General features: G+C 66.0%; 13 protein-coding genes. 6 read left to right on the top strand and 7 right to left on the bottom strand.

What is annotated here, in order from left to right; all coding sequences use genetic code 11:
* The first annotated feature begins 184 nt into the window (after nucleotides 1-184).
* Nucleotides 185-2,371: an elongation factor EF-2 gene (locus tag BM113_RS00540; protein WP_089784433.1), complete on the top strand. Its 2,187-nt coding sequence runs from the start codon at nucleotides 185-187 to the stop codon at nucleotides 2,369-2,371.
* 157 nt (nucleotides 2,372-2,528) lie between these two features.
* On the opposite strand, the gene BM113_RS22140 is transcribed toward BM113_RS00540, so the two are convergent.
* Nucleotides 2,529-2,675 carry a hypothetical protein gene (locus BM113_RS22140; RefSeq protein WP_177209069.1) on the bottom strand — a complete coding sequence of 49 codons (147 nt, stop codon included), beginning with the start codon at nucleotides 2,673-2,675 and terminating at the stop codon, nucleotides 2,529-2,531.
* A 158-nt stretch (nucleotides 2,676-2,833) separates the two neighbouring features.
* Nucleotides 2,834-4,213 carry a serine--tRNA ligase gene (gene serS, locus BM113_RS00535; RefSeq protein WP_089784431.1) on the bottom strand — a complete coding sequence of 460 codons (1,380 nt, stop codon included), beginning with the start codon at nucleotides 4,211-4,213 and terminating at the stop codon, nucleotides 2,834-2,836.
* 153 nt (nucleotides 4,214-4,366) lie between these two features.
* Here serS and BM113_RS00530 point away from each other — a divergent pair, with 153 nt between their 5' ends.
* Nucleotides 4,367-5,575 (top strand): potassium channel family protein, encoded by a 1,209-nt coding sequence (locus BM113_RS00530; protein WP_089784429.1) that lies wholly within the window; start codon nucleotides 4,367-4,369, stop codon nucleotides 5,573-5,575.
* 41 nt (nucleotides 5,576-5,616) lie between these two features.
* Here BM113_RS00530 and BM113_RS00525 read toward each other — a convergent pair whose 3' ends face one another.
* Nucleotides 5,617-5,847 (bottom strand): hypothetical protein, encoded by a 231-nt coding sequence (locus BM113_RS00525; RefSeq protein WP_089784427.1) that lies wholly within the window; start codon nucleotides 5,845-5,847, stop codon nucleotides 5,617-5,619.
* Nucleotides 5,848-6,314: 467 nt separating this feature from the next.
* On the opposite strand from BM113_RS00525, the gene BM113_RS00520 reads away from it, so the two are divergent.
* On the top strand, nucleotides 6,315-6,713 hold the full coding sequence (locus BM113_RS00520; protein ID WP_089784425.1) for a carboxymuconolactone decarboxylase family protein: 399 nt from the start codon (nucleotides 6,315-6,317) through the stop codon (nucleotides 6,711-6,713).
* A 40-nt stretch (nucleotides 6,714-6,753) separates the two neighbouring features.
* On the opposite strand, the gene BM113_RS00515 is transcribed toward BM113_RS00520, so the two are convergent.
* On the bottom strand, nucleotides 6,754-7,344 hold the full coding sequence (locus tag BM113_RS00515) for a magnesium transporter (protein ID WP_089784423.1): 591 nt from the start codon (nucleotides 7,342-7,344) through the stop codon (nucleotides 6,754-6,756).
* A complete protein-coding gene (locus BM113_RS00510; protein ID WP_089784422.1) occupies nucleotides 7,344-7,913 on the bottom strand; it encodes a magnesium transporter in 570 nt (189 codons plus the stop codon). Before BM113_RS00510 ends, BM113_RS00515 begins: the two co-directional genes overlap by 1 nt.
* A 331-nt stretch (nucleotides 7,914-8,244) precedes the next feature.
* Here BM113_RS00510 and BM113_RS00505 point away from each other — a divergent pair, with 331 nt between their 5' ends.
* Entirely contained in the window at nucleotides 8,245-9,816 is a 1,572-nt protein-coding gene (locus tag BM113_RS00505) for a globin-coupled sensor protein (protein ID WP_089784420.1), read from the top strand.
* 172 nt (nucleotides 9,817-9,988) lie between these two features.
* Here the strand turns inward: BM113_RS00505 and crcB are convergent, their stop codons facing one another.
* Together crcB and BM113_RS00495 are read right to left on the bottom strand one after the other, a co-directional pair.
* Nucleotides 9,989-10,402: a fluoride efflux transporter CrcB gene (gene crcB, locus BM113_RS00500; protein WP_089784418.1), complete on the bottom strand. Its 414-nt coding sequence runs from the start codon at nucleotides 10,400-10,402 to the stop codon at nucleotides 9,989-9,991.
* Nucleotides 10,399-10,815, bottom strand: a complete 417-nt coding sequence (locus tag BM113_RS00495; protein WP_089784416.1) for a fluoride efflux transporter FluC — start codon at nucleotides 10,813-10,815, stop codon at nucleotides 10,399-10,401. The genes crcB and BM113_RS00495 overlap by 4 nt, the downstream gene beginning before the upstream one ends.
* A 167-nt stretch (nucleotides 10,816-10,982) precedes the next feature.
* Between BM113_RS00495 and BM113_RS00490 the strand changes: the two genes are divergently transcribed.
* On the top strand, nucleotides 10,983-11,948 hold the full coding sequence (locus tag BM113_RS00490) for a cation diffusion facilitator family transporter (RefSeq protein WP_089784414.1): 966 nt from the start codon (nucleotides 10,983-10,985) through the stop codon (nucleotides 11,946-11,948).
* Between the two features lie 50 nt (nucleotides 11,949-11,998).
* Nucleotides 11,999-12,922 carry an MBL fold metallo-hydrolase gene (locus tag BM113_RS00485; protein ID WP_089784412.1) on the top strand — a complete coding sequence of 308 codons (924 nt, stop codon included), beginning with the start codon at nucleotides 11,999-12,001 and terminating at the stop codon, nucleotides 12,920-12,922.
* Nucleotides 12,923-12,999: the final 77 nt, after the last annotated feature.

Raw genomic sequence — 12,999 nt, 5'->3', positions numbered from 1 at the left:
GCTCGAGTACCCGGTACTGGCTCGAGACGCGACGGTGGCGCCGACCGTTCGCCGCCGGGACAATTCATGCGTGTTGTTACCTCACGTAAAGTGGATATTTCACGCGCCCGAGCGGGAGACGCGTCGGATTCTCCCGACGACGAAACACTACCCTTTTGACCCCGCTACCGGTAATGGGGGGTATATGGGCCGACGCAAGAAGATCGTCCAGGAGTGTGAACGGCTGATGGACGAACCGGAGAACATCCGGAACATCGCCATCGCCGCTCACGTCGACCACGGAAAAACGACTCTCTCCGACAACCTGCTGGCTGGTGCGGGCATGATCTCCGACGAGACTGCCGGCGAACAGCTCGCGATGGACACGGAGGAAGACGAGCAGGAACGTGGGATCACCATCGACGCAGCGAACGTCTCGATGACCCACGAGTACGAGGGTACCAACCACCTCATCAACCTCATCGACACGCCGGGCCACGTCGACTTCGGTGGCGACGTCACCCGTGCGATGCGTGCCGTCGACGGCGCGCTGGTGGTCGTCGACGCCGTCGAAGGGGCGATGCCCCAGACCGAGACCGTCCTGCGCCAGGCGCTGCGCGAGGGCGTCAAGCCGACCCTGTTCATCAACAAGGTCGACCGCCTGATCTCCGAACTGCAGGAAGGCCCCGAGGAGATGCAGGAGCGACTCCTCTCGGTCATCCGCGACGTCAACGAACTCATCCGCGGGATGACCGAGGACATGGACGACGTCGACGATTGGACCGTCTCCGTCGAGGACGGCACCGTCGGGTTCGGTTCCGCGCTGTACAAGTGGGGCGTCTCCATGCCGTCGATGCAGCGTACCGGGATGGACTTCGCCGAGATCATGGAACTCGAGCGCGCCGACAAGCGCCAGGAACTCCACGAGAAGACCCCGCTGTCGGACGTCGTGCTCGACATGGTCTGTGAGCACTTCCCCAACCCCGTCGACGCCCAGCCCCGACGTATTCCACGCATCTGGCGCGGCGACGACGACACCGAGCTCGCAGAGGGCATGCGCCTGGTCGACGAGGACGGCGAGGTCGTCTTCATGGTCACCGACATCTCGATGGACCCCCACGCCGGCGAGATCGCCTCCGGTCGCGTCTTCTCGGGGAGCCTCGAGAAGGGTCAAGAGCTGTACGTCTCCGGGACCGCGGGCAAGAACCGCATTCAGTCCGTGGGCGTCTTCATGGGTGGCGAACGCGAGGAAGTCGAGGAAGTCCCCGCGGGTAACATCGCTGCGGTGACTGGGTTGAAAGACGCCATCGCCGGCTCGACCGTCTCGAGCGTCGAGATGACGCCGTTCGAGTCGATCGAACACATCTCCGAGCCGGTCATCACGAAGTCCGTCGAGGCCCAGAACATGGACGACCTACCGAAGCTGATCGAGACGCTGCGCCAGGTCTCCAAGGAGGACCCGACGATCCAGATCGACATCAACGAGGACACCGGCGAGCACCTGATCTCCGGGCAGGGTGAACTCCACCTCGAGGTCATCACCCAGCGTATCGAGAAGAATCAGGGCATCCCCGTGAATACGGGTGAGCCGATCGTCGTCTACCGCGAGCAGCCCCAGGAGCCAAGCGCCGAGGTCGAGGGCATCTCGCCGAACCGCCACAACCGCTTCTACATCTCCATCGAGCCGATGACGGACGACCTCGTCGAGACGATCAAGCTCGGCGAAGCGTCGATGGACATGCCCGAGCAGGAACGCCGCGAGGCCCTGCAGGAGGCCGGCATGGACAAGGACACGTCCCAGAACGTCGAGACCATCCACGGGACGAACATCCTCATCGACGACACGAAGGGTATCCAGCACTTAAACGAGACGATGGAACTGGTCGTCGAGGGTCTCGAGGAGGCCCTGGACAACGGTCCGCTCGCCAACGAGCCGGTCCAGGGGACGCTCATCCGCCTGCACGACGCCCGACTCCACGAGGACACCATCCACCGCGGCCCGGCCCAGGTCATCCCTGCGGTCCGTGAAGCGGTCCACAACGCCCTGATCGACGGCAAGATCAAGATGCTCGAGCCGATGCAGGACGTCCGCATCGACGTGCCCAACGACCACATGGGTGCGGCCTCGGGCGAGATCCAGGGCCGTCGTGGCCGCGTCGACGACATGTACCAGGAAGGCGATCTGATGGTCGTCGAGGGCATCGCGCCCGTCGGCGAGATGATCGGCTTCGCCTCCGACATCCGCTCCGCGACCGAGGGTCGCGCGTCCTGGAACACGGAGAACGCCGGCTTCGAGGTCATGTCCGACTCGCTCCAGCGCGAGAAGATCATGGAGATCCGCGAGCGCAAGGGCATGAAGCTCGAACTGCCCGAGCAGATCGACTACATCTAAGGCGTCCACGGCCCGGACCGGCACTGTCGCGGTCCGTTCGCCGCTTCGTTTTCTCTTCGGTACGCCGTTTTTCGAAGCACGGAGACACGGGTGTGAGTAGCGAGTGCCCTCCATCGACGTCGCGACTCGAGCCACCGCAGGTACCGAGGCCGACGGTTCAGGCCCCAAGCACGGTGTAAAAGAACGGGATCATCACGGCGAAGGCGATGATCGTCAGCGCCCAGGGAAATACCACCACAGCACCGAGCGCGAACAGGACACCGACGGTCGCGACGATCGCCTTCTGCCCGAGGCTAATATGCATAGCGGGAAGACATAGTTGAAGATCATATTTGTTACGAGAGAAATTCGTTGTCGTCGATTCGGCTCGAGGCCGCCACGGGACGGGCATCGGATCGGGGATCGAAAGACGAAGTTGCGGCGGAACCGACGGTACCGGTACCGATACTGGTACTGGTACTGTTACTCGCGTTCGCCCGCACCCAGCGCGGCTTCGCCGACCTTCTCGTGGCCCTCGATGACTTCCTGGCCGTCCATGTACGGTCGCAGCGCCTCCGGAACCGTGACGGTACCGTCCTCGTTCTGGTAGTACTCGAGGATGGCCACCATCACGCGCGGGATCGCGAGCCCCGAGGCGTTCAGCGTGTGCAGGTACTCGGCCGACTCGTGGCGTTCGGGTCGGTAGCGCAGGCCGGCACGGCGGGCCTGGAAGTCCTCGAAGTTCGACGCCGACGAGACCTCGAGCCAGCGGCCGCCGTGGTCGGGGCCGTCGTCCATGTCGTCGGCGGGGGCCCAGACCTCGATGTCGTAGGTCTTCGCGCTCGCGAAGGTGAGGTCACCGGTACAGAGCTCGAGGATGCGGTAGGGAAGCTCGAGCCGTCGGAGCACCTCCTCCGCCTCGTCGAGCAGTTCCTCGAGGCGGTCGTAGCTGTTCTCGGGTTCGACGAAGTTGACGAGTTCGACCTTGTTGAACTGGTGGACCCGGACGATGCCCCGCGTTTCGGTGCCGTGTTCCCCGGCCTCGCGCCGGAAGTTCGGGGTGTAGGCCTGGTGTTTCAGCGGGAGGTCGTCCTGCAGGAGGATGTCGCCGGCGTACATGTTGGTGACCGGGACCTCCGCCGTGGGGCAGAGCCAGAGGTCCTCTTCCTCGTACTCCTCGTCGTTGCTGCCGCCGAGGCGATAGGCGTCGTCGGTGAACTTCGGGAACTGGCCGGTGCCGCGCATCGCCGCGCTCTTGACCGGCACCGGCGGGAAGAGGTCGACGTACCCCTGCTCGCGGTGGATATCCATCATGAACTGGATGAGCGCGTGCTCTAAGCGCGCGCCGTCGCCCTTGAGGAAGTAGAAGCCGGCACCGGTGGTCTTGGCACCGCGGTCCTCGTCGATGATGTCCATCTCCTCGCCGAGTTCGTAGTGGGGCGTCACGTCCTCGGGTACGTCCCGCAGGTCGTCGAACCCCCAGCGGCGGTCCTCGACGTTGTGGCGCTCGTCGACGCCGAGCGGGACGCTCTCGTGGGGCACCTGGGGAATCTCGAGCATTCGCTCCCGGAGTTCCTCCTGGAGTTCGTCGGCTTCGGCCTCGACGTCCTCGATCTCGGCTTTCAGTTCCTTGGACTGCTCGATGGCCTCGTCTTTCTCCTCCTGTTTCCCCGCCGCGACCAGTTGGCCGATCTGCTCGGTGATCTGGTTGCGCTCGTGGCGCAGTTCGTCGCCGCGGGCTTTCAGTTCCCGCCACCGCTCGTCGAGGTCGAGAATCTCGTCGAGGTCGACGTCGGCACCCCGGTTGTCGAGGGCGTCCCGAACCTCGTCGGGATTCTCGCGTACGTACGTCCGGTCAAGCATTACCCGTGAATTCAGGACGGCCGTCCAAAACCGTATCGGAAGATCGCGTGGCGTCGGAACCGCCCGGGGTCGATCGCCGGGGGAGAACCGAGCGACGCCAGCCAGGAATCCGGGGCGGAAAACGTTTTTTGGACCGGCAGAGTTGGTTAAGGTATGGATCCGCTCGAGGGCGAGACGTCGTCGGCACCGATCGAGTACGAGCCCGTCAACGTCAAGGACGTGCTCGTCGAGATGAAGGACACGGCGGAGCTGCTGATCGACCTCGCCTACTCCGCGGTACTTCACTCGAGCGAAGAGATCGCCCGGGAGGTGCTTCGACTCGAGGAGCGGATGGACGTCCTCGAGATGCGCGCGCGGATGGGCCTGATGATGGCCGTCCGCAAGCCGAAAGACGCCGAACAGCTCGCACCCGTCCTGGGGATCGTCACCGCCGCCGACGACATCAGCGACGCTGCCGGCGACATCGCGAAGGTCGTCCTCGAGGACATCGGCCTGCCGGAGGCGATGCGGACGGCCCTCCCGGAGGCCGTCGAGACGTTGGTCCGCGGAGTGGTAGACCCCGACTCGGTGTACGCCGACCGCACGCTCCAGGACATCGACCTCGAGTCCGAGACCGGCGTCCGAGTGATCGCGCTCCGGCGCGGGGACGAGTGGCTGCTCAACCCCGGTCCGACGACGACGATCAGGGGCGACGACGTCGCACTCCTGCGCGGTCCCGAGATCGCCATCGGCGACGTCTGTGAGACGATGACCGGAACGGGCTACGAGCCGCCGACCGCAGATACCCCCGACATCGAGGACCTCGAGCGGGCGGTCGACACGATCGTCCACATGAAGAACCTCTCGGAACTGGCCGTCGACCTGGCCTACAGCGCCGTCCTCTTCGATAGCGAGGCCCTGGCCGAGGAGGTTCGGAACCTCGAGGTCGAGGTCGACGCCCTGGAGTCGCGGTTCGAGGCCTGGACGCTCCGGGCGGCCGAGGACGCGCCGGACCCCGTTGCCCTGCGGGGCCTGATCCACCTGGGCAGCGCCACCGAGGTGATCAGCGACGCGGCGATCGACATCAGCGAGGGCGTACTCCGGGAGATCGACGTCCACCCGGTCGTCCAGTTGGCCGTCGAGGAGAGCGACGAGATCATCACCCGCGTCGAGGTCGAACCGGGCAGCGAACTCGACGGCAGGGAGATCGTCGCCGGCGTCCCGGACACGGAGACGACGATGTCCGTGATCGCCGTCCGGCGGCCCGACGAAGGATGGTTGCTCGTCGGCGACGCGAACGCCGAAATCCGCGGCGGCGACGTGCTGATCTCGAAGGGGACGCGGACGGCGGCCGCGGCGTTCGACGAGATGTCCGTGCCCTGATCGGGAGCGTTCGTCGCCCTCCTGTTCGGTCGACCGCACACTCACTCGACCGACGCCACCAGCACGCCGACGAGTTCGAGGTACACCGCCGTGCCGACGGCCACGACCGCCAGCGCGAGGACGAGCGACGCGAGCGTTCGGGCCCGCTCGCCGTACTGGAACCGGGGCCGGAGACGAAACCGATCGCGGGCCGAACTCGGACGCGGGAACGCTCGAACCACCTCGAGCAGCGTCAACGCGAGCGAGACGGCGATCGTCGTGGTCGCCGTCATCGGTCGATCACCCCCTCCCGGTCGGAGGAGGGGAACGTGCGGGACGGTCGGTCGCTGTCGGGGGTTGGTGCGTCGACTGGCATACCGACGACGGCAACAGGCCGCCACTTGAATCTCAGTCAGACAATCGGTCGCTGAGACGGCGTCAGACGCCCAGCAGACGGCGGTCAGACGTTGTTACGGGCCAACGAGATCGCGGTCTGTCCCGAAGAGCAGGAAGGTCAACTTCGGGGTCCGGGACCGTCGCTATCCTCGAGCGCCGCGAGACCGCAGGAGGGTGTCGAGCGTGGCCGTCGCCCCTCGGGGTCCGAGATGATATCCGTGGCGGGATTCCCGCGTCTTCGGACGCGGGATGAAATGCAACCCTCGACTCGTCCGCACGGGCTGCAGTGACGGCACCGACTGCCGAAACGTCACTCGGTAGCTAGGTACTGCCGGATCGAGTACCGTACCCGCGGGGTTGAACCATGGCATCGGAAGAGACACGACAGGAGATCGAGGAAACGCTCGGACAGGTACCGAGTTGGATGGAGACGATCGCTGATCCCGCGGTCGATCACAGTTGGGGACTGTTCCGGGATCTCACGTTCGGCGAGAACGAACTCTCGGCCCGGGAGAAAGGGCTCATCGGGGTCGGCGTTGCGGCCGCGATCGGCTGCCCGTACTGCACTTACTTCCACAAGGAGGAGGCACGGCTGGCGGACGTCGGCGAGGCCGAACTCGAGGAGGCGGTCAACCTCGCGAGTTCGACCAGGTACTTCTCGACGATACTGCACGGCAACGAGATCGATCTCGAGGAGTTCGAATCGGAGACCGACGAGATGGTCGACTACCTCGAGCAGGGGGCAGCGGCGGCGGACGATTGAGATCGCGAGCCCACCCGCGGTCGCCGATTTTTCGCGATGGTCAGAACCCAAGCACCAGCCCCGAAACGCCGATGAAGATGAGCATCCCGAAGACGTCGACGACGTTGGTGACGATCGGGATCGTCGTGTCGTCGGGGTCGATCCCGAACCGGTAGGAGCCGTACGTCGCCGCGAAGCTGAAAACGATCGCGATGACGGCGACGGACATCCCGCTGAGCAGCGAGATAGTGAGCAGCGTCGACAGTGGAAGCGGCGAACCGACGAGCACGCCGAGCGCGTACGCGCCGAACGCAAGCGCCGTGAAGATCGTCGCGGCCAGGGCCAGGATCGCGCCCACGTTCGCCCACAGCACGCGATCGGTCGGATCGAGTTCCGTCGTCCCCAGGTGAAACCGCGTCGAGAGCCGCGAGGAGAGGATCGCGCCGAGGTTGCCACCCATGTCGATCATCGTCGGCACCATCACCGCGAGGATCGCGTACTCCTCGAGCATCTCCTCGGCCCCCTCGAGGGTGATGCCAGCCCAGAGGACGATGATCGACAGCGCCACAAGCAGCGGAAACATGTTGCCGACGATCGAGGTCCAGTCCCAGGTGCCGAGCGACCCCTGCCCGGACTGGGGCTGGGAGACCATCAGGCGAGCACCTCCACGAAGCCGATCGAGAACAGCATGAACAGCATCCCGAAGATGTCACCGAGCGTCGTGACGATGGGTCCGACGAGGTTGTCCGGGTCGTAGCCGCGGTTGTACCCGGCGAAGATCAGCCCGAGCAGGCCGACGATCATGACGACCGAGGTCAGGGTGCCCGCGACGAGCATGATCCCGACCAGTTCGGACAGCGCGGCGACCTCCCATCCAAGCACCAGGAGAGCGGCCCAGGTGATGACGCCGATGACGATCGAGATCCCGATCCCGTTGACGAGCGAGGCGAGCACGGCGTTGACGAGCCGGTCGTTCCGTTCGAACTGCGGGTCCAGCAACCCCTGGTGGAGCCCGCTCGAGATGCGCCCGCCGAGCGCCCCGTAGACGTTGCCCCGCGTCGCGAGAAAGACCGGCACCATCACGAGCAATCCCGGGAACCGCTCGACGTTCTCGAGGATGTCCTCGAGCACGAGTCCGGCGAACAGCCCCCCGCCGAGCGCGACCAGCAGGATCGGGAGCGCCTCGCGATAGATCGACCAGAAGTCGCCCCGAACGCTCATACCAGTGCATCACTCAGTTACCTGTTAAACGTATCGGGGATCCGGCGGGTTTCCGCGGGGTGTGTGACGCCGCGACTTCCCGGAATCGGAACCGGACTCCGAGCCGAACCGGTCCGTTGGGCGATGAAAAGAGAAGCGAGCGCCCGGTGTCGAACGTGGGCGTTTCGGATCTCGATGGAGCGGCCGCCGTTATCGCCACCGTCGCCGAGCGGTTGCGGCCGCGACGGGACCGACCCCACATTTGAGGGTTCCGGGCGTGAGACCGTCCGTACCCGACAGATTTCTCTCACGAGGCCACTACGCTTATTCCGCTTTCCTCGACATCTTTACTATGCAGACGCCACCGCCGGGGGAGTCAGTGGCAGACGGGGAATCGATCGGGATGGCGTACGACGCCAACGAACTCGCCGACGAGATCGGATTGACGGAGTCGAACATCGAGTGGCGAAAGGAGTTCATCGACTTCGACGCGGAGGACGAAAGACGGCTGACCGCACTGAACGACGTCGTCGACGACCGACGGGAAGACCTCGTGACCGCCTTTCTCGAGCCGATCACGGAACACCGACGGACGCGGGAGGTGCTCGATCGATCCCCCAGGAACGATCGGCAACTGCGCCAGATCGTGTCGGGGTACCTCGAGACGCTTACGGGTGGCAGTTACGACAGGCGGTATTTCACCCATCGAACGCGGATCGGCCGATTACACGATCGGCTCGAGATGCCGCTGCACTACTTCGGCGGGATGTTCGCGAACCTCAACGCGATATTCCTCTCGGAGATCAGGGAGGCGACGAAACGCGAGGCGATGACCGCGCTCGAGGAGGCCGAGGCGGCGAGCGACGACGCAGACGAACTCGAAGACGCCCGGACCGCGGTCGCCGATGCGATCGACGACGGCTTCGCGGACGCGGCCGCAGTGATCCGGGGGACGAACCTCGACATGCAGGTGGTCAACGATACCTACCTCCACTCCTACAGCGAGCGCATCGAATCGCTCGAGGAGCAGCGAGCGGTAGCCGAACGGGTCACGGACGCCGTCGAGGAACTCGAGGAGATCACGGAGAACGTGGCGACCCAGGCGGAAGACATTCAGTCAGTGACCGACGAGCAGACGGCCGCGATGGAGGAGACCGCGGCCGAGGTTTCCGACCTCTCGGCGACCGTCGAGGAGATCGCATCCACGGCGGAGGAAGTCAGCGCGACGACCGAAGAGGCCGAACGGACCGCCACCCGGGCCACGGAAACGGCCGAGGGGGCGATCCGGGAGATGGAGCGGGTCGAGTCGGTGACCGACGACGCGACCGACGACGTCGAAGAGCTCCGGGAGAGCGTCGAACGGATCGACGAGATCGTCGACGTCATCAATCAGATCGCGGATCAGACGAACCTACTCGCGCTGAACGCCTCGATCGAGGCCGCACACGCCGGGACCGAGGGGGACGGCTTCGCCGTCGTCGCCAACGAGGTGAAGTCCCTGGCCGAGGAGTCACAGGAGGAGGCATCGACCATCGAGTCGCTCGTCGATCGGATCCAGACGGACACGGAAGAAACCGTCAGCACGCTCGAGACGGCGACCGAGGCGGTGGCGGAGGCGGTCGACGACGTCGCCGAAACGGTCGACGGACTGCGCCGGATCGAGACGACGATCGAGGAGGCAAACGACGGCACCGAGCAGGTCGCCGACGCGACGGACGATCAGGCGGCGAGCACCGAAGAGGTCGCGACCATGATCGACGGCGCACTCGAGGACTCCCGCGACGTTTCCGACCGAACGAACGCGATCGAGTCGGCGACCGAGCGACAGTCGGCCCTCGTCGAGCGCATCGCCGCGGAGATCGACTCGTTCGCCGAAACGAAGCGACAACGACGGTCGGTGACGGGGAAACGGTTCGACCGCTAGCGGCAGTCGGTGCCCGGTTCGAATCGGATCGTGGTTCCCGCACGGGCGTGACGTCGAACTCGACCCATTCGGGCCCGCAGTTCCGGAAGAACACGTCCTATCGCAACCGCACGGGACACTCGAGCGACCCCGGGCAGCGAAGGGCGGAGGGCAGCGGCGACGACCGGAAACCTCAGAGCGCGAGCGGCCCCCGGGCGACGATCACCCACGCGAGACCGATCGCCGCGAGCGAGAGCAGGAGGTTCGCCGCGGCGTTGACGACCGCCCGCAACCGATCCCCCCGCTCGTACAGTTGCACGGTTTCGACCGAAAACGAGGAGAACGTCGTGAACGAGCCGCAGATGCCGATCCCCACCAACTGGGCCGTCGACTCGCCGACGCCGGCGAAGACCACGAACCCGAGGACGAAACTGCCGATCGCGTTCACCGCGAGCGTCGGCCAGGGGAACCGCTCGCTCGAGAACTGCAGGTAGATCCAGTGGCGGAGGACGGCGCCGATCGCGCCGCCCGTGCCGACCAGGTGGGCGGGCTGGAGGTCGAACGCGAACGAGATAGTCGAAGTCACCGTCAGAACGTCGAGCGTCACGCCGTCTCACCCCCTCCGACGGTCGATCCCGCCCCGTCGGCGACCCGACGCGCGAGCGACCGACCGGCGACGACGCCCGCGAATCCGAGCCCGTAGTTCCCGGCGACGACCCCCGCGACGAGCAGCGGATCGCCGGCGAGCGCGGTCTGGACCGCGAACGTCGAGTAGGTCGTCAGCGAGGAGAGAAATCCCGTCGTGAAGACGACCCGCGACCGTCGGCCGACCAGACCAGCGTACTCCGCCTCGTAGACGAGAAAGGCGAGCGCGGCGCTGCCGACGGCGTTGACAAGCAAGACCCCCGGCACGTCCGCGAGCAGGTCCGTCGCTAAAAACCGGAGGTTCGAACCGGCGAACCCGCCGATGGCGACCAGCGCGAGCGTCTCGAGTCGAACGAGCGGATGGTCACCTGTCATGGTCGCCGTTCGGACCGAGTCGTCGGTTTCCCACGTCGTGTCGAGTCGTCCATTCGGTTACGGCGCGCTTCTTGCAGGAACTGTATGAGCGTTGCGAAACCGTCGATCCGTCTCGTCCGCGCTCGGGAAGGAAAAAGCTCAAGTTTAGACTGGCTCTAAACCAGGGCATGACCGACGAGGACGGGCGACGAGCGTTCGCGAAGGCGTCGTGGGTCAACGTCCTCGGAAACACGGTGAAGATCCTCGCCGAGGGCGCTGCTGGGATCGCCTTCGGCAGCGTCGCCCTGCTCGCGGACGCGGCCCATTCGGTCGCGGACCTCGTCTCGAGCGTCGTCGTCCTCGTCTGGGGGCGCAGCGCCTTCGACGAGCCGGACGATACCCACCCCCACGGTCACGCCCGGATCGAACCGCTGACGGCGCTGTTCGTGGGTGCCGTCCTCGCCGTGCTCGGACTGTCGCTGCTGTACGACTCCGTGCAGGGACTCCTGGTCCCGGATCCGCCGGAGCCCAGTCCGATCCTGCTGGGCGTGCTCGCGTTCGCGATCGTCGACATGTACCTCGTCTACCGCTACACCGAACGCGTCAACGCCGACCTCGGCTCGGCCGCGCTCGAGGCGCTGGCGATCGACTGCCTGAACGACATCTACACCACGTTCGCCGCGCTCGTCGGGGTCGTCGGCGTGTTGCTCGGCCAGTCGGTGCTCGACCCGATCGCCGGCGGACTCGTCAGCCTGCTGGTCGTCTATCAGGGGGTCGAGATCGCCCGCGAGAACGTCGATTATCTCGTCGGTGCCGCGCCGGGTTCGGAGAAACGGGCCGCGATCACCCGGGCGCTGCGGGACCACCCCGACGTGGAGGGCGTCCACGACCTGACGGTCTTCTACGATGGCACCGTCCTCGAGGTCGAGGTCCACGTCGAGGTCGACGGCGAAATGCCGTTCCGGCAGGCCCACGACATCGAGTCGGAACTCGTCGAGCGCTTGCGGGGCCTCGAGGACGTCGGCGATGCCCACGTCCATCTCGATCCCTCCGGCATCGGGGAGTGGAAGGATCGGCCGGAGGGTCGCTGGCGGGACGAGCGCCGATCGGGCGAGCAGTCGGCGAACGGCCGCGGCGAGGCTGGCTCCCGGTAACGCGGACCGAGACGTGTAGTTTTACCTCGGGGCCGCTCGATGCGGGAGACATGGAACGCGGCGAACTCACCGAAGTGACGACCGGCGACTGCTCGGACCTCTACTACGTCGACACCGGCATGTACGACACGGACGGCTACGGGGCCGCCTACGTGCTCGACGCGGAGCGGCCTGCCGTCGTCGAGACCGGTATCGGGACCAACCACGAGCGGATTCTCGCGGCGCTTGCGGAACTGGACATCGACCGCGAGGAGGTGGCAGCGATCGCCGTGACACACATCCACCTCGACCACGCCGGCGGCGCGGGCTTTCTCGCCGAGGCGTGTCCGAACGCCGACGTCTGCGTCCACGCCGCGGGCGCGAGCCTGCTCGCCGATCCGGGACGGCTGGTCGCGGGGACGAAAGCCGCCGTCGGCGACCAGTGGGAGTTCTACACGGAGCCGAAACCGATCCCCGAAGAGCGGATCCGAGAGATCGAGGGCGGCGACGTCGTCGACCTCGGCGACCACGAACTGCACGTCCACGAGGCGCCCGGCCACGCCTTCCACCAGGTCGTCTTCGAGGACCCCGAGAACGACGCGGTCTTCACCGGCGACGCCGCCGGCATCTGGCTCCCCGGAACGGAAGAGATCGTCGAGACCTCGCCCCCGTCGGACTTCGACCTCGAGCAGTGTCTCGAGGACCTGGAGACGATCGGCGAGATCGACCCCGACGTCTTGCTGTACACCCACTTCGGGCCGCGGGAGGTCGGCGACGACCTCGAGGACGCTCTCGCGGAGTACGGCGACGTCCTCTCGACGTGGGTCGAGGCCGTCGAGTCGAAGCGACGGGAACTCGAGGACGACGAGGCGGTCATCGACCACTTCGCGGAGACGGTCGGCAGCGAGCGGGCCGACACCTGGGGCGAGCGAAAGGCCAGCGCCGAGGCTGCGATGAACGTCCGTGGCGTGCTCGGCTACCTCGACGGGGAGTAAGCCGGTACGAGCGCGTCGGTGTTCGGCGTCCGGCGCGTCGGATAAACGTAGCGACAGGTGAAACAAGTTTCATCACG

It is taken from the genome of Natronobacterium haloterrestre (genome assembly GCF_900112205.1).
GTDB classification, from domain to species: Archaea; Halobacteriota; Halobacteria; order Halobacteriales; family Natrialbaceae; genus Natronobacterium; species Natronobacterium haloterrestre.
The sequence above is the reverse complement of the archived record's forward strand: the minus strand, read 5'-3'. Positions and strand labels throughout refer to the sequence as shown.

Coding starts and splice junctions, on each gene's coding strand:
- BM113_RS00540 (WP_089784433.1), top strand. CDS start 185: ATGGGCCGACGCAAGAAGATCGTCCAGGAGTGTGAACGGCTGATGGAC.
- BM113_RS22140 (WP_177209069.1), bottom strand. CDS start 2,675: ATGCATATTAGCCTCGGGCAGAAGGCGATCGTCGCGACCGTCGGTGTC.
- serS (WP_089784431.1), bottom strand. CDS start 4,213: ATGCTTGACCGGACGTACGTACGCGAGAATCCCGACGAGGTTCGGGAC.
- BM113_RS00530 (WP_089784429.1), top strand. CDS start 4,367: ATGGATCCGCTCGAGGGCGAGACGTCGTCGGCACCGATCGAGTACGAG.
- BM113_RS00525 (WP_089784427.1), bottom strand. CDS start 5,847: ATGACGGCGACCACGACGATCGCCGTCTCGCTCGCGTTGACGCTGCTC.
- BM113_RS00520 (WP_089784425.1), top strand. CDS start 6,315: ATGGCATCGGAAGAGACACGACAGGAGATCGAGGAAACGCTCGGACAG.
- BM113_RS00515 (WP_089784423.1), bottom strand. CDS start 7,344: ATGGTCTCCCAGCCCCAGTCCGGGCAGGGGTCGCTCGGCACCTGGGAC.
- BM113_RS00510 (WP_089784422.1), bottom strand. CDS start 7,913: ATGAGCGTTCGGGGCGACTTCTGGTCGATCTATCGCGAGGCGCTCCCG.
- BM113_RS00505 (WP_089784420.1), top strand. CDS start 8,245: ATGCAGACGCCACCGCCGGGGGAGTCAGTGGCAGACGGGGAATCGATC.
- BM113_RS00495 (WP_089784416.1), bottom strand. CDS start 10,815: ATGACAGGTGACCATCCGCTCGTTCGACTCGAGACGCTCGCGCTGGTC.
- BM113_RS00490 (WP_089784414.1), top strand. CDS start 10,983: ATGACCGACGAGGACGGGCGACGAGCGTTCGCGAAGGCGTCGTGGGTC.
- BM113_RS00485 (WP_089784412.1), top strand. CDS start 11,999: ATGGAACGCGGCGAACTCACCGAAGTGACGACCGGCGACTGCTCGGAC.